General features: G+C 46.5%; 11 protein-coding genes and 2 rRNA genes. All 13 read left to right on the top strand.

Annotated elements, in window-relative coordinates; genetic code table 11:
* Positions 1 to 2,741 (top strand): 23S ribosomal RNA (locus ASG93_RS07950); the annotation flags it as partial.
* Positions 2,742 to 2,901: 160 nt separating this feature from the next.
* Positions 2,902 to 3,018 (top strand): 5S ribosomal RNA (gene rrf, locus ASG93_RS07955).
* 593 nt (positions 3,019 to 3,611) lie between these two features.
* Positions 3,612 to 4,202 carry a chromate transporter gene (locus ASG93_RS07960; protein WP_047685772.1) on the top strand — a complete coding sequence of 197 codons (591 nt, stop codon included), beginning with the start codon at positions 3,612 to 3,614 and terminating at the stop codon, positions 4,200 to 4,202.
* On the top strand, positions 4,199 to 4,732 hold the full coding sequence (locus ASG93_RS07965) for a chromate transporter (RefSeq protein WP_056830635.1): 534 nt from the start codon (positions 4,199 to 4,201) through the stop codon (positions 4,730 to 4,732). The genes ASG93_RS07960 and ASG93_RS07965 overlap by 4 nt, the downstream gene beginning before the upstream one ends.
* A 374-nt stretch (positions 4,733 to 5,106) precedes the next feature.
* Positions 5,107 to 6,612 (top strand): ABC transporter ATP-binding protein, encoded by a 1,506-nt coding sequence (locus ASG93_RS07970; RefSeq protein WP_056830872.1) that lies wholly within the window; start codon positions 5,107 to 5,109, stop codon positions 6,610 to 6,612.
* Positions 6,613 to 6,698: 86 nt separating this feature from the next.
* Positions 6,699 to 7,730 (top strand): ABC transporter permease, encoded by a 1,032-nt coding sequence (locus ASG93_RS07975; protein ID WP_414858850.1) that lies wholly within the window; start codon positions 6,699 to 6,701, stop codon positions 7,728 to 7,730.
* A gap of 56 nt (positions 7,731 to 7,786) precedes the next feature.
* Positions 7,787 to 8,716: an ABC transporter permease gene (locus ASG93_RS07980; protein ID WP_056830639.1), complete on the top strand. Its 930-nt coding sequence runs from the start codon at positions 7,787 to 7,789 to the stop codon at positions 8,714 to 8,716.
* Positions 8,717 to 8,740: 24 nt separating this feature from the next.
* Positions 8,741 to 9,229, top strand: coding sequence for a nucleoside deaminase (locus ASG93_RS07985; RefSeq protein ID WP_056830641.1), 489 nt, complete (start codon positions 8,741 to 8,743; stop codon positions 9,227 to 9,229).
* Positions 9,230 to 9,950: 721 nt separating this feature from the next.
* Positions 9,951 to 11,081 carry a multiple monosaccharide ABC transporter substrate-binding protein gene (gene chvE / locus ASG93_RS07990; RefSeq protein ID WP_056830643.1) on the top strand — a complete coding sequence of 377 codons (1,131 nt, stop codon included), beginning with the start codon at positions 9,951 to 9,953 and terminating at the stop codon, positions 11,079 to 11,081.
* A 90-nt stretch (positions 11,082 to 11,171) separates the two neighbouring features.
* A complete protein-coding gene (gene mmsA / locus ASG93_RS07995; RefSeq protein WP_056830645.1) occupies positions 11,172 to 12,722 on the top strand; it encodes a multiple monosaccharide ABC transporter ATP-binding protein in 1,551 nt (516 codons plus the stop codon).
* A complete protein-coding gene (mmsB, locus tag ASG93_RS08000; protein ID WP_056830647.1) occupies positions 12,706 to 13,869 on the top strand; it encodes a multiple monosaccharide ABC transporter permease in 1,164 nt (387 codons plus the stop codon). Before mmsA ends, mmsB begins: the two co-directional genes overlap by 17 nt.
* An 89-nt stretch (positions 13,870 to 13,958) precedes the next feature.
* A complete protein-coding gene (locus ASG93_RS08005; protein ID WP_082614783.1) occupies positions 13,959 to 15,680 on the top strand; it encodes a methyl-accepting chemotaxis protein in 1,722 nt (573 codons plus the stop codon).
* A 41-nt stretch (positions 15,681 to 15,721) separates the two neighbouring features.
* Positions 15,722 to 16,738 carry a substrate-binding domain-containing protein gene (locus ASG93_RS08010; protein WP_056830650.1) on the top strand — a complete coding sequence of 339 codons (1,017 nt, stop codon included), beginning with the start codon at positions 15,722 to 15,724 and terminating at the stop codon, positions 16,736 to 16,738.
* Positions 16,739 to 16,749 lie beyond the last annotated feature (11 nt).

Raw genomic sequence — 16,749 nt, forward strand, 5'->3', positions numbered from 1 at the left:
GAGGCATACCCAGGGAACTGAAACATCTAAGTACCTGGAGGAAAAGAAAACAAAAGTGATTCCGTCAGTAGCGGCGAGCGAAAGCGGAATAGCCCAAACCAAGGAGCTTGCTCCTTGGGGTTGTAGGACCTCGWTRTGGGGTTAGTTCGGTAGGCGAAGYGATCTGGAAAGGTCCGGCATAGARGGTAAAAGCCCYGTAGCYWAAATCGAACGAAACCCCTAGAGGTATCCTGAGTACGGCGGGTCACGTGAAACCCCGTCGGAATCSGGCAGGACCATCTGCCAAGGCTAAATACTCCCTAGTGACCGATAGTGAAGCAGTACCGTGAGGGAAAGGTGAAAAGCACCGCGGAAGCGGAGTGAAAAAGAACCTGAAACCGTGTGCTTACAAGAAGTCAGAGCCCTCTATATGGGTGATGGCGTGCCTTTTGTAGAATGAACCGGCGAGTTACGTTCCCGTGCGAGGTTAAGYTGAAAAGRCGGAGCCGCAGCGAAAGCGAGTCTGAATAGGGCGCTTTAGTACGTGGACGTAGACCCGAAACCGTGTGATCTACCCCTGTCCAGGGTGAAGGTGAGGTAACACTCACTGGAGGCCCGAACCCACGCATGTTGAAAAATGCGGGGATGAGGTGGGGGTAGCGGAGAAATTCCAATCGAACTCGGAGATAGCTGGTTCTCCCCGAAATAGCTTTAGGGCTAGCCTCGGATGTTGAGTTGTGGAGGTAAAGCACTGATTGGGTGCGGGGCCCGCCAAGGGTTACCAAGTCCAGTCAAACTCTGAATGCCACAAACTTAAATCCGGGAGTCAGACAGTGAGTGCTAAGATCCATTGTCAAAAGGGAAACAGCCCAGACCATCAGCTAAGGTCCCCAAGTGTGTGTTAAGTGGGAAAGGATGTGGAGTTGCACAGACAACCAGGATGTTGGCTTAGAAGCAGCCACCATTGAAAGAGTGCGTAATAGCTCACTGGTCGAGTGACTCTGCGCCGAAAATGTAACGGGGCTAAACACGCCACCGAAGCTATGGCTTGCACGTWAGTGCATGGGTAGGGGAGCGTTGTATGTACGTTGAATTCTGACCGTAAGGACAGGTGGAGCGCATACAAGTGAGAATGCCGGTATAAGTAACGAAAAGATCAGTGAGAATCTGATCCGCCGAAAACCTAAGGGTTCCTGAGGAAGGCTCGTCCGCTCAGGGTAAGTCGGGACCTAAGGCGAGGCCGAAAGGCGTAGTCGATGGACAACAGGTGGAAATTCCTGTACCACCGTAGCCGTTATGAGCGATGGAGTGACGCAGAAGGATAGTGACGCGAGCTGATGGATGCTCGTCCAAGCAGTGAGGCTGATGTGTAGGCAAATCCGCACATCGTAAGGCTGGGCTGTGATGGGGAGGGAAACTTTAAGTACCGAAGGTCATGAGTTCACACTGCCAAGAAAAGCTTCTAGCCAGGCGAAGGTGCCCGTACCGCAAACCGACACAGGTGGGTGAGAAGAGAATTCTAAGGCGCGCGGAAGAACTCTCGTTAAGGAACTCGGCAAAATGACCCCGTAACTTCGGGAGAAGGGGTGCCTCGGTAGGGTGAATAGCCCGAGGGGGCCGCAGTGAAAAGGCCCAAGCGACTGTTTAGCAAAAACACAGGTCTGTGCGAAGCCGCAAGGCGAAGTATACGGGCTGACGCCTGCCCGGTGCTGGAAGGTTAAGAGGAGTGGTTAGGGGKYAAMCCCGAAGCTATGAATTGAAGCCCCAGTAAACGGCGGCCGTAACTATAACGGTCCTAAGGTAGCGAAATTCCTTGTCAGGTAAATTCTGACCCGCACGAATGGCGTAACGACTTGGGCGCTGTCTCAACGAGAGATCCGGTGAAATTTTAATACCTGTGAAGATGCAGGTTACCCGCGACAAGACGGAAAGACCCCATGGAGCTTTACTGCAGCTTGATATTGGACTTTGGTACGATCTGTACAGGATAGGTGGGAGCCTTTGAAGCCTGAGCGCCAGCTTGGGTGGAGGCGCCGTTGGGATACCACCCTGATCGTATCGGAGTTCTAACCTGGTACCGTAATCCGGTATGGGGACAGTGTCAGGTGGGCAGTTTGACTGGGGCGGTCGCCTCCTAAAATGTAACGGAGGCGTTTAAAGGTTCCCTCAGAATGGTTGGAAATCATTCGCAGAGTGCAAAGGCATAAGGGAGCTTGACTGCGAGACCTACAAGTCGAGCAGGGACGAAAGTCGGACTTAGTGATCCGGTGGTACCGAATGGAAGGGCCATCGCTCAACGGATAAAAGCTACCCTGGGGATAACAGGCTTATCTCCCCCAAGAGTCCACATCGACGGGGAGGTTTGGCACCTCGATGTCGGCTCATCGCATCCTGGGGCTGAAGTAGGTCCCAAGGGTTGGGCTGTTCGCCCATTAAAGCGGTACGCGAGCTGGGTTCAGAACGTCGTGAGACAGTTCGGTCCCTATCTGTCGCGGGCGTAGGAAATTTGAGAGGAGCTGTCCTTAGTACGAGAGGACCGGGATGGACGTACCGCTGGTGTACCAGTTGTCTCGCCAGAGGCATCGCTGGGTAGCTATGTACGGAGGGGATAAGCGCTGAAAGCATCTAAGCGCGAAGCCCCCCTCAAGATGAGATTTCCCAGTATGTAAGACCCCTTGTAGACGACGAGGTTGATAGGTTCGAGGTGGAAGTGCAGCAATGCATGCAGCTGACGAATACTAATCGGTCGAGGGCTTAACCTTTAACCTAATCCCATTAAAGTGATGAAGAGCTCCGAAGTGGACTCAAGTACTTTAACGGGGCCCAAAGGATTTAACCCCTAAGGGCCAAGAAATCCTAAGTGATTCAACTTTACGCTAAGTTTCGTATCTAGTTTTCAAGGCGCAAASCACGCTTTGACTGTTTGGTGATGATGGCGGAGGGGACCCACGCGTTCCCATMTCGAACACGACCGTTAAGCCCTCCAGCGTCGATGGTACTTGAACCGCAGGGTTCTGGGAGAGTAGAACGTTGCCAAGCACATTAAAAACCTTACAAGGAGAAATCCTCGTAAGGTTTTTTTTGTTTACAGGTGTTCCGATCGGTCAAAAAGCTTGTCCTAGGAGTAAGAGTCTCCAAAGACTCCTATTTCCACGAAAAGCACCACAAATTCAAAAATAGCAGTCTCTAGAAGCTCTTATTCAGCTCAAAGCAACCCAAATCCAAGCCCCACCCCACAAATAAGAGTCTCCAAAGACTCCTATTTCCACGAAAAGCATCAGAAATTCAAATATAGCAGTCTCTAGAAGCTCTTATTCTGCTCAAAGCAACCCAAATCCAGGCCCAATCTCACAAATAAGAGTCTCCAAAGACTCCTATTTCCACGAAAAGTACCACAAATTTCAATAATAGCAGACTCCTAGAAGCTCTTATTCTGCTCAACGCATACCCATAATAAGCACAATCCGCCTATACAAGGCCATTTATCCACTTTCAAGCCAAGTCCCAAGAATCTGAAGAATCTTTGTCATTTTTACAAAGATGAGAAAAGAATCGAATGAATCCTTTCAACTTATATTACAATAAAACTTAGTATACTTTAATGGGCGCTACAGAGACAGGAGTGATACATAGTGGGAAATGCCTATGTTCAGATAGGTATGGCGATGTTCCGGACGGGGATATTGGGATATGGCGGTGGGCCGTCGATTGTGCCGTTGATACGGTACGAGGCGGTGACGCGATTTCAGTGGATGAAGGATGAGGAATTCATGGAGGTGCTGGCGATAGCTAATACGCTTCCAGGACCGATAGCAACGAAGCTCGCGGGCTATTTGGGATATCGGCTCAAAGGGGGATGGGGAGCGGCGATTGGTGTTTTGGCTCACATCGTTCCTACCTGTGTAGCCATGGTGGGGTTGTATTCGTTCATAAATTTCTTTAGTACTTCTCAAGTGATTAAAGGCATGATAGCAGCGGTTGTGCCTATTGTGGCGGTTATGCTAGGCGTGATGGCGTATGAGTTCGGAGAGAAGGCGGTTAAAGGTTTGGGTTGGGCGGCAGGCCTCACATTTTTTGTTATTTCTTTCTTGCTGCTACAGACTTTCTCTGTGCATCCGGCTATTGTTATTTTTATGTTTTTACTATATGGTGCTTTTCATCATAAGTTAAAGGACAAGTGGAGCAAGAACAAGAAACAGCTTGGCAAAGGTGAGGGTGTATGAGTGAGTGGTTGCATTTACTTGTTAGCTTCTTTTTAGCCAATGTATTCGGATACGGAGGCGGACCCTCGTCGATCCCGCTCATGTATCAAGAGATTGTTCCGAATCATGCTTGGATGACCAGCAGTGGATTCTCGAACATGTTAGCGCTTGGGAATGCGCTGCCGGGTCCGATCGCCACGAAGATTGCCGCATATGTCGGATTTCAAATCGGTGGCTGGGTCGGTGTTCTAATTGCCGTGGCTGCAACGGTTGTTCCTTCCATTATTGCACTCGTTATTTTGTTGAATATCCTGCAGAAGTATAAGCAATCTACGGTTATCAAAGGTATGACGCTGCTTGTTCAACCAGTTATTGCGATCATGATGGTGTTGGTCACTTGGAGCAGCATGGTGGAATCAACGAAAACGATAGGATATTTGCAGTTTATTGGTATTGCGGCTGTAGCTTTCTATCTCATTCAAAAGAGGAAGATTCACCCTGCGTTTGTGATTGTGGCTGGTTTCGTTTATGGCGGTATATTTCTTTCTTGATGAAAAGACTAGGATGTTAATGGGAGCATTCTCCATGGAGGAGTGCTTCCATTTTGCTGTCTGCGTAACTTAATGTAACATTCTGAGAGGACGAGTTTTGAGACTTTGGTATTAGGCACAAATGAATCGTCATTTTTCGTTAGCTACCCTAATATGATGTGATGTTAATTGACGTATAATTCACCTGGACAGTATAGTGGGGGAAGATAGATATAGACTAGGTTCACGTAAGATAAGGCCTAAACGATATCCAAGTTATTGTTTCCAGCAACAGCAGATCCCAAAATGGGAGATGCTGTTTTGAATATATAGGGGTGTGTAGAGGACCAGAAGGAGGGGGCTCATTGCTTAAAACGGAGGGTTATTCAGTTGAGATGAACCAGATCGTAAAGCAGTTCGGTTCTGTTGTGGCTAATCATCATGTTGATTTCCGGGCGAAGGCTGGAGAAATTCATGCGTTGTTAGGTGAGAACGGCGCCGGTAAAAGCACAATGATGTGCATGCTCTCAGGTGTATATCGCCCAACAAGCGGAGAGATTCTCATCCACGGAGAGAAGGTGCGAATTCGTTCGCCGAAGGATGCGATGAATCTAGGGGTTGGCATGGTCTTTCAGAATTTTCGGCTTGTTCAAACGTTAACTGCCGCGGAGAATATTGTGCTTGGGGAGTCTTCTTCGTTCTGGCGCGGTCCACGATGGCTCGCTAAAAAGTCCGAGGAGATCGAGGCAATCTCCAAACATTTTGGTCTACCGTTTCCGGTGGACCGGCCTATATGGCAGCTGTCGGTCGGGGAACAGCAGCGTGTTGAAATTGTGAAGACGCTATATCGGGGAGCGGATTTCATTATTTTGGATGAGCCTACCTCGGTGTTGACACCAGGTGAGGTAGATCAGTTGTTTGAGACACTGAATCGCATGAAAAATGAAGGCAAGACCGTCATTATGACGACGCATAAACTCAAGGAGGTTATGTTTGCTGCGGATCGCATTTCGGTCATGCGTAAAGGCGAGATGATTGCAACGATGGCGAAGTCAGAGACGAGCGAGAGGGATCTAGCGCAGTTGATGGTCGGCAAGATGAGCCTAGAAAGCCGCACGGTTGTTAGAGAGAAACCGCAAGGAAAGCCAATGCTTGTGGTGGGTGGTTTGGATGTTTATGCGGATCATGGACGTAAGGTGCTGGATGGGCTTCATTTTCAAGTGTGTGAAGGCGAGATTGTAGGTGTTGCCGGGGTATCGGGAAACGGGCAAAAGGAGCTTGCGGAAGTGCTAACAGGGCTCCGCGTATGGAAACAAGGCGATGTCGAGTTTGACGGCAAGGCATTGCGTAACGGATCGGTGCGCGCGGCCATTGAGCTGGGGATTGCCCATGTGCCGGAAAACCGCATGAAGAGCGGTCTAGCAGGCAGTTTAGGCGCCGTGGATAACCTGCTCTTGAAGACATATCGTTCTCCGGAACGATCGCGATTCGGTTTACTTCGTACAGGTAGCAATCGAAGCTGGTCGCAGAAGCTTGTTGAGCTTTTCGAAGTGAGGACATCGGGGATTGATGCACCTGTTCAGTATATGTCGGGGGGCAACCAGCAGAAGCTGCTTTTTGCCAGGGAAATTGATCAAGATCCAAAGCTGATGGTAGCTGTGCATCCAACGCAGGGGCTTGATGTGGGCGCCACTGAGGGTGTGCACCAATTGTTAGAGGAACTACGCAGCAAGGGGAGTTCTGTACTCCTCATATCGGAAGATTTGGATGAGGTGCTGCAGCTAGCTGACCGAATACTGGTCATGTACGACGGGCGCATCGTGGGCAATATTCCCCGAGAGGAAGCGAGCCGTGCGTATATCGGCATGTTGATGGCGGGGTCTGAGGAGGATGCAGGGTGAGCGAACAACAAACGGCGGGAACCATTCCGATAGAAAATAAAGTACCTAAGCGAGAAGCTAGCTTTCGTTTGCCTTACCGTTTTGAGATGGATCCTGCGGGGCCAGCCAGTCCGTGGTGGGTGACGATTGTATCCATTGTTTTGGCGCTTGTGGCCTGCGGTATTTTTATAGGTTTGAATGGCATGAATCCGATTACGGTGTATGCCAAAATGTTGAAAGGTGCTTTTGGTTCTTCCTTTGGTATTACGGAGACTCTTGTGAAGGCGATTCCGCTGCTGCTTTGCGGTCTTGGCGTGTCGATCGCGTACCGGATTTCGGTATGGAATATCGGTGCCGAGGGGCAGTTCCTGGCTGGAGCGATGGCAGCTACCGCGGTTACGGTTTATTTTCCGCAGCTGCCAATGTACATTTCGATTCCATCTATGGTGGCGGCGAGCATCGTAGCCGGCGGGGTCTGGGGATTGCTGACGGCGATTCCGAGGACTTATTTTCAAGTTAATGAACTGATTACATCCTTAATGTTGAATTATGTGGCTCTTCTTGCCTTAAATTATGCGGTATTCGATCCATGGAAAGATCCGAAAGGCTTTAACTTCCCAGGAACCCCGATGTTCACCGCCGCGCAGTCATTGCCTACTTTTGGAGCTACCCGACTTCATTTTGGGGTCGTTTTTGCTATTATAGCTGTGCTGCTCTATGCCTTTATGATCCGATATACACGTTGGGGTTATGAATTACGACTCATTGGTGCGAATGCGGAAGCTGCGCGGAACGCAGGAATTCGAATTTCCAGACATGTTCTCGTCGTTATGATCATTAGCGGCGGGATGGCTGGATTAGCGGGAATGAGCGAAGTTTCCGGTGTGGCGCACCGACTTATGTATGGTATTTCGCCGGGATATGGGTACACAGCGATTATTGTGGCTTGGCTTGCGAAGCTGAATCCGGCAGGGCTGGTGATATCATCGGTGCTTTTCGGAGGGCTCATTGTTGGAGGATACAGTGTGCAGACGATCGGTCTTCCTTCATCGACCTCTTCTATGATTCAAGGGGCTATCCTATTTTTCCTCATTGCGGGCGGTATGGCTGGGAAAATCCGCATTCGCCGCAATCGGTAATAGGTGAGTTTAAGGGAAAGCGTAGATTGAATCATGCTGAAAAGGGAGGGAATGTCATGGATATCGTCACACAATTAATTGTTTCCGCTATCTCTTCCGGTACGCCGCTGCTATTAGCTGTATTGGGTGGAATTCTTATCGAGAGATCTGGCATCACACAATTGGGTGCGGAAGGACTTATGTTGATGGGGGCAGTGACTTCTTGTCTTGTCTTCATTCAAACTGGGAGCTTGGCGTTGACCCTCCTCTGTGTACTTGCGGTAGGCGGTATTCTGGGTCTGCTTCATGGATTTCTTTGTGTGACCCTGCACGCCAATCAGGTCGTAAGTGGTCTGGCCATGACGATATTCGGCGCAGGTCTTAGCGCTTATCTGGGGAAACGTGTTAGCGGCATCCCATTACTCGGAGCGGTACCGAAGTTCGATTTGCCATGGCTGGAGAATGTACCGTTTGTTGGGAAGGTTTTTGCGCACTTGGATCTTTTTACTTGGTTTAGCTTTGTACTGGTTATTGTCATGCATCTATTCATTCATCGTACATCATGGGGGTTGCATCTCAGAGCGGTGGGGGATAACCCGGCAACAGCTGACGTTATGGGCATTCCCGTTATTGCGATTCGTTACGTTTGTATCATTATTGGCTCTATGTTGATCGGTCTTGGGGGAGCAGATTTGCTGCTCGTTTACACGCCAACGTGGAATGAAGGCATGACCTCTGGACGCGGTTGGATTGCGGTGGCGCTTATTATTTTCGCGAGATGGAATCCTGTTCGTGCCTTGGTATGCGCTTATTTCTTCGGTGTGCTCGATACGCTGGGGTTCCGTGTGCAGCTGATAGGCAGTCATATCCCTTCTTATTTTCTGAAAATGATACCCTACATCGTCACCATTCTGGTTCTGATGTTCCTCGGTTGGCGTAATCGAAATAAACCTTCGGGTGCGCCAGAGGCACTAGGAGTACCTTATATTCGAGAGCAAAGATTTTAACATTGAGCGCAGGGGTGATGGTACGTGTTAACTGACCGTGATAAGCATATTCCATTTTTGAAAAGATGTGTGGAGTTATCTGTCCTAGCTAGAGAATCGGGGAATACCCCGTTTGGTGCTTTGCTGGTTGGACCGAGTGGAGAAATTTTGCTGGAACAGGGAAATATCGAGATCACGGAGTCGAACTGCACTGGTCATGCGGAGACAACTTTAATGGAGGCAGCTTCCAAACGGTATAGCAAGAAAGAGTTATGGGAGTGCACCTTGTATACGTCTACAGAACCATGCGCGATGTGTGCCGGATCGATTTATTGGGGGAACGTTGGGCGTGTAGTTTACGGCATATCGGAAAAACAGCTAGCTATATTGACGGGGGATGATGAACAGAATCCGACACTCGATCTACCATGTCGTGAGGTATTTGCCAGGGGGAATAAGGCCATTCAAGTGGTCGGTCCTTTCCCAGAGGTAGAAGTAGAAGCTGTAGCTGCTCATGCTGGATATTGGTCTTAAACGTAAAACAAAAAAATGAGGAGGCAAGGTTATTCTTGCCTTCTTATTTTTTTGTTTTCTGTCGATAGCATGGGAAAGTCACCCAAACTCTAGTTAGCGGAACGCGTTGATTCGCTTCAAAGATTGATGACCAAGCAATCGAAAGGGAACTACGATTCGTTATTTTGATAAATCTGCGCGAAAAATCGAATTTGAGGAACGTGGGTTCGCTATTTGTTCGAAATTAACGCTCAGGACGCAAAAACCAAGAAATAACGCATCGTCGTTCCTCTTCCTCATGTTTTAGGCTGTTTTTCGTCCCAATAGCGTATTCACGTTCCGTCAACTCAGCAAATTCCGGTTACCTTAGCAAAGTAGGGCAGGGGAAAGGGGGTAAAGGATAGAGAGTAGAGGGTAAAGGATATAGAGTAGAGGGTAGAGAGTAGAGAGTAGAGAGTAGAGAGTAGAGAGTAGAGAGTAGAGAGTAGAGAGTAGAGAGTAGAGAGTAGAGAGTAAAGAGTAAAGAGTAAAGAGTAAAGAGTAAAGAGTAAAGGTTAAAGAGTAGAAAGGCGTTTTTCGGGACAGCCCCTATTCTATGTTTCGTGTACACATATTTGAAAGCGGTTTAATAAGTTTAATATTTATAAAAACGAGTTGTTTTTTTGAAAAGACGCTGACTGCCATCAGCCCTATACTTATGACTATGAAACACGAACTTGAGGCAAAGAGAGGGGTAGTTCAGATGAAAAAAGTGTTATCTTTAGTGTTATTATCTTTGTTATTGGTGATTTCCGCTTGTGGTACTAAAACCGCGACGACGGATCAAAAAGATGCGGCAAGCACAGCGGCGCCGACAACAGCAGCCAAAACGGATGCGAAAGCCGGAGGTAAAGTAGGGATCTCGATGCCGACGAAATCATCCGAAAGATGGGTGAGCGACGGAGCTAACATGGTGAAGGAATTCGAAAAGTTAGGTTATAAAACTGACCTGCAATATGCGGAAGACGTAATTGAGAACCAAGTCGCTCAAATTGAAAATATGATTACCAAAGGTGTTAATATCCTCGTTATCGCACCGATTGACGGAGAATCTTTGACTGACGTTCTTAAGAAAGCGCATGATGCCAAGATTGAGGTTATCGCGTACGACCGTTTAATTAAAAAGAGTGAGTTTGTGAGCTACTATGCGACTTTCGATAATTTCAAGGTAGGCGTACTGCAAGCTTCCTATATCGAGAAAAAGCTAGGTTTGAAAGATGGCAAAGGCCCTTTCAATATTGAGCTTTTCGCTGGATCACCTGATGATAACAATGCACATTTCTTCTTTGATGGAGCTATTTCCGTGCTGAAGCCTTACCTGGATTCCGGTAAATTAGTGGTGAAGAGCAAGCAAACAGGGTTCGAGCAAGTGGCTACATTAAGATGGGATGGTTCAGTTGCCCAATCCAGAATGGATAATCTGTTAAGTAAAAACTATGCTTCTGAGAAAGTGGATGCGGTATTGTCTCCTTATGATGGCATCAGTATCGGAATCCTATCTTCCCTTAAAGGTGTTGGCTATGGAACAGCAGGCAAGGCGCTTCCTGTAATTACTGGGCAAGACGCAGAGCTCGCTTCCGTTAAATCGATCATTTCTGGGGAACAAACACAAACAGTATTTAAGGATACTCGTGAGTTAGCTAAAAAAGCGGTTGCCATTGCAGACAGTATTCTAAAAGGAACAAAACCCGAAGTAAACGATACGAAAACGTATAACAATGGCGTTAAAGTTGTTCCTTCCTACCTGCTTGAGCCAGTATCCGTAGATGTATCCAACTATGAATCAATCTTAGTAGGCAGCGGCTACTACACAAAAGATAAATTAGGTAAATAATTGTCAACTTAGGAACTGCCTAAATGATCTAGTGATAGCCGAGCGTGACTATCGCTAGATCATTTATTACATGGAAGGCTTGGTGATCGCATGTCGGATGCCATATTGGAAATGAGAAATATTACGAAAACATTTCCGGGTGTGAAAGCGCTCAGTAATGTGAATTTACGCGTTCAAGAAGGTGAGATTCACGCCCTGCTTGGCGAGAATGGTGCAGGCAAGTCCACGCTTATGAAAGTTTTAAGCGGCGTATATCCACACGGATCTTATGATGGCGACATTCTGTTCAGGGGTCAGGTTTGTGAGTTTAAGGATATCAAACAAAGTGAAAATCTGGGGATCGTCATTATTCACCAAGAATTAGCGCTTATTCCCTATTTATCGATTGCAGAGAATATCTTTTTGGGGAATGAACAAGCTTCACGAGGGATCATCAATTGGAACGATACGATTGTGAAGACAAGGGAACTGCTGCAAAAGGTTGGATTAAGTGAGCAGCCCACGACACTGACCATCAATATTGGTGTCGGCAAGCAGCAATTGGTGGAAATCGCAAAGGCGTTATCTAAAAAGGTAAAGCTGCTGATCTTGGATGAACCTACAGCGGCCTTGAACGAAGAGGATAGCGATAATCTGCTGAATTTATTGCTGGAATTTAAGAAACAAGGAATCTCTTCGATTCTGATTTCCCACAAATTAAATGAAATTTCTAAGGTGGCGGATTCGATTACCATTCTTAGGGATGGTCAAACCATAGAAACGTTGGATATGAGGAAAGACCAAATTACGGAAGACCGCATTATTAAAGGCATGGTAGGCCGGGATTTAACACATCGTTATCCAATCAGGGAGCCGCGAATCGGCCAGACGCTGTTTGAAGTAAAGGATTGGAATGTCTATCACCCCCTGCAAGACAATCGTAAAGTCATCGATCAAGTAAATTTGAACATTCGTAAAGGTGAAATTGTCGGTATTGCCGGGTTAATGGGAGCAGGTAGAACGGAACTGGCTATGAGCATTTTCGGCAAGTCCTATGGGAAGAAAATCAGCGGTCATTTATATAAAGATGGCAAGGAAATTCACCTGCCAACGATTGATAAGGCCATTCATCATGGTGTTGCTTATGTGACGGAAGACCGCAAGAACTATGGATTAATTTTGATTGATGATATTAAAAGAAACATAACCCTGGCAAGACTGGATAAGATTTCGAGAAATAAAGTCGTCAATGAGAATGAAGAAGTTATCCACGCGGAGAGCTTTCGCAAAAAGATGAATATTAAGACGCCAAGCATTTTACAGAAAACAGGGAATTTAAGCGGCGGCAATCAACAGAAGGTCGTTTTAAGCAAATGGATCTTCTCAGAGCCGGATATTCTCATTCTTGATGAACCTACACGGGGTATCGATGTGGGGGCCAAATATGAGATTTATACGATCATCAATCAGTTAGCAATGGAGGGCAAAGGAATCCTGCTTATTTCCTCGGAGCTTCCCGAAATTCTGGGTATGTGTGACCGTGTTTACGTGATGAATGAGGGGAAAATGGTTGGCGAATTAAGTAAAGAGGAAGCTTCACAGGAAGAAATCATGAAGTGCATAACGAGGGCAGGGGGACACATGCATGGAAACACTGACTAAAATGTTTAAAAGCAACATCCGTCAATACGGCATGATTATTGCACTAGTCTTAATTACGGTATTTTTTCAAATTATGACGGATGGGGTTCTGTTAAAATCGCTGAATGTAACGAATTTGATTTTGCAAAATAGTTACATTTTGGTGCTGGCGATAGGCATGCTATTGGTCATTATCACCGGAAATATCGATCTATCTGTAGGATCTGTAGCCGCTTTTGTAGGGGCTGTGTCAGCCGTTCTGATGGTCGATATGAAAATGCCTTTTGTCTTAGCGGTTATCATTTCTTTGCTCATTGGAGCATTGGTAGGGGCTTGGCAGGGCTTTTGGGTCGCCTATGTGAGAATCCCATCTTTTATCGTTACGCTGGCGGGGATGCTCCTCTTCCGGGGGTTGACGATGATCGTTTTGAAGGGGATGTCTATCGCACCGTTTCCGAAGGCTTTTCAGAAAATCAGCTCTGGCTTTATACCTGATGTATTAAATGGAAGCACAATGCATAACACTACACTGATCATCGGAGTTGTATTATCCCTTATTTTGGTGTGGAGTGAACTTCGAAAAAGAAAGAATCAAATCAAATATGATTTTGATGTTATGCCGATGGGATGGTTGATTGCCAAAATTGCCGTCATGGTCCTGATCATTAACGTATTTACGTATGTATTGGCTACCTATGAGGGTATTCCCAACATTCTGGTTCTATTGTTTGTACTCGTTGTTATTTACTCCTTCGTTATGAATAGAACGGTCATGGGTCGCCATATTTATGCGCTTGGCGGAAGTGAGAAAGCGGCTAAATTATCAGGAATCAAAACGAAGCATGTGACCTTCTGGGTGTTCGTAAATATGGGAGTCATGGCAGCGCTATCCGGTCTCGTATTTGCGGCAAGATTAAATGCAGCTACGCCTAAAGCAGGTGTTAACTTTGAGCTGGATGCCATCGCGGCGTGCTTTATTGGCGGTGCTTCTGCGACTGGCGGCATTGGTACGGTTATTGGTGCAATCATCGGTGGACTTGTAATGGGTGTCATGAACAATGGGATGTCCTTAGTCGGTCTAGGTATTGACTGGCAGCAGGGGATTAAGGGATTGGTGCTGTTATTTGCGGTAGGTTTTGATATTTACAATAAATCCAAAACTGCTTAATAAGATATCCAGGCAATATAGGTTCAAATAAGACTTTTCCTGAAGGGGAAGGTCTTATTTGCGGCTTACACCTACGGAGTGGGGGATAAATGATGAGTAAACGTATGGCATGGCCAAGAAGTAATCCCTTCAAGCTCTCTCTTTCCTTGCGTTCAAAACTGATGATAGCCTTTGTGGTTATCGCTTTATTGGTCGCAGTGACGAGCGGATTATCGTACTATTTTCTGAAAAAGATTAATCAATCCTATGTGAATTTGTTAAATCATCATGGAGTGATTCTTCAGTCTGCGTCTGATATCCAGTACCAAACCCAATTGCAGTATAGCCTTATGTCCAGCTATGTCATTGAACCTTCACCGGAGAAAGTTCAAGCTATTCTTGAAAGCAATCAGAAGCTTTCAGCTTTGGTGCAAGACGTCAAGGGTATAGATGAGAATACGGAAGATCAGACTTATTATAAGGTCATGGGTGAGTCCATCGAGACGATTGCCGGATTGGTGCATGATCTTGAGAAGACGAAATCCAGTTTTCAAAGGACCGTCCCCCTCACTCAAAATTTAACCAAGCTTGCTGAGAAGATTCAGAAAAAGCAAAAGAACATCATGGAATTGAAGAAAGTGGAAAATGGCAATATGATGGATCAAACCATATACAAACTTATATGGGTAAGCATCACGGCTTTAGTGATCGCGTTAGCCATAGGATTGATGGTGTCCAGAATGATTATCGTTCCTCTCAGGACGATTGTTAAAGCGGCGAGAGATATCGCTTCTTGTGATTTAACGGGCCCGGATATCAGAGTCCGCAGCCGCGATGAGCTTCATGACTTGGCGGAAGCTTTCAATCAAATGAAAGGCAATTTGTTTAAAATCATTAGCCAGGTTGACGATCATGCGAAGCATGTATCTGCAGCGGCAGAAGAACTCAGCGGCAACACCGAGCATTTGAGCCAAGCGTCGGAGCAAATTACGACGGTTGTGCAAGAGATTTCCGCAGGCTCCGAATCCCAGGTACAACAGATGATGACGGGTGTCTCTTTCCTTGCGCAAATGGATCATTCCGTACAGCAAATTGCCTCGATTACGGGATTAACGAATGAAACGTCGTCTCACGCATTGATTGCTGTTAGTAAGGGGACGGCCTCTATCGAATTATCCATTAGCCAAATGAACGCCATTTATTATAAAATGAAAGTGCTTTCGGATTCCGTTGGGCGCTTAGGTATTCATGTCATGCATGTCCTTGCCGCGAACGGTCTTATTGCCAATATTTCCAGACAAACCAATTTGCTTGCACTTAACGCTTCGATTGAAGCGGCTAGAGCAGGTGAAGCGGGCAAAGGCTTCGCGGTTGTTGCTCAAGAAGTTCGTCATTTGTCTAAGCAAACCACAGAGGCTGCAGATGAAGTGACGAGATTGGTGAATGCGATTCAAGAGGAAATGAGCGAAGTCGTACATTCCTGTGAGGCAGGTTCACAAGAAGTGAGCACAGGGATTTCAGTTGTCAATGAAGCGAATGTGGCGTTTGAACGAATAAAAAAAGAAATCGAAGAGGTTAGCGCGCAAATAAGTCAGGTATCCCTGCAATCCTCTGACATTTCTCAGAAATCGCAAACAGCTCTAGAAGTTCTTCGTTCAATAGAAGATGTGGCCAAGCATACGGCTTCGGGAACGAAAGAAGTGTCCGTAAACATGGAAGAGCAATACGCAAGCATGGAAGAAATCGTTTCTTCAGCCAATGTTTTAAGCGGGATGGCGGAAGAATTAGATGAATTAATCGGTAAATTTCAATTAAAGTCGAATGACATATAGAGCCCATCTACGTTCGTGCAAAAGTTATAGGAGGAACAAGTATGAAAAAGCTGTTGATGGTGTATGCGATACTGATCGCAACTTTTTTGCTTTTCCTTTATTTTTATCAATACAACGGTTCTACGGATCAATCGCTTAAGCAAATGAATCGCGGTCTCCAAGGACAAATCGAAGAAAAGTATGTGATGGTCAACTTCCAATCCGGCATTGATTATTGGAAAAGCTGTCTGAAAGGCTTCGAGGATGCCGCGAAGATATTGAATGTTTCCGTTGAGTATCGAGGTGCTACACAGTACGATGTGTACGAAGAGATAACGGTTTTGGAACAAGTAATTGCCAAGAAGCCGGCAGGAATTGCGGTCTCGGCGATTAATCCGAACGCACTCGTTGCTACCATTAATAAAGCTGTCGAAGCGGGCATACCTGTCGTATTATTCGATTCTGGCGCACCTAAGAGTAAAGCCTACTCTTTTCTGGGAACGAATAATTATAATGCTGGCGTAAGCGCGGCTCACAAAATGGCTGAATTGACCGGGACTAATGGTAAGCTTGCAATTATTACGCTGCCTAATCAACTGAATCATCAGGATCGCATGGCCGGATTTCAGGATACGATCCGAAGCAGCTACCCCAATCTACAAATTGTAGCGATAGAAGATGGTAAAGGGGATCAATTGGCATCCGAACGGATTGCGGCTAAAGTTCTCAAGGATCATCCGGATTTGAACGGTATATTCGCTACGGAGGCCAATGGCGGTGTGGGTGTTGGCAATGCAGTGAAAAGCTTGAATCGGCTGTCACAAGTGAAAATTATTGGATTTGATACCGATAAAGGGACACTCGATATGGTAAAGAACGAGACGATTTCCGCAACACTCGCGCAGGGTACCTGGAATATGGGGTATTGGTCGCTGATGCACTTACTCCATCTTCAAAAGGAAGCCCAGAAATCGCATTTACCGCTGCAGAATGCCAAGGAACCGCTTGTTCCTACCTATGTGGATACAGGAATTACAATCGTTACGAAAGAAAATGTCGATATTTATTATGCCAAATGACAGCTTAGAGG

The sequence above is a fragment of the Paenibacillus sp. Soil787 genome, from assembly GCF_001429545.1.
Taxonomy (GTDB): Bacteria; Bacillota; Bacilli; order Paenibacillales; family NBRC-103111; genus Paenibacillus_E.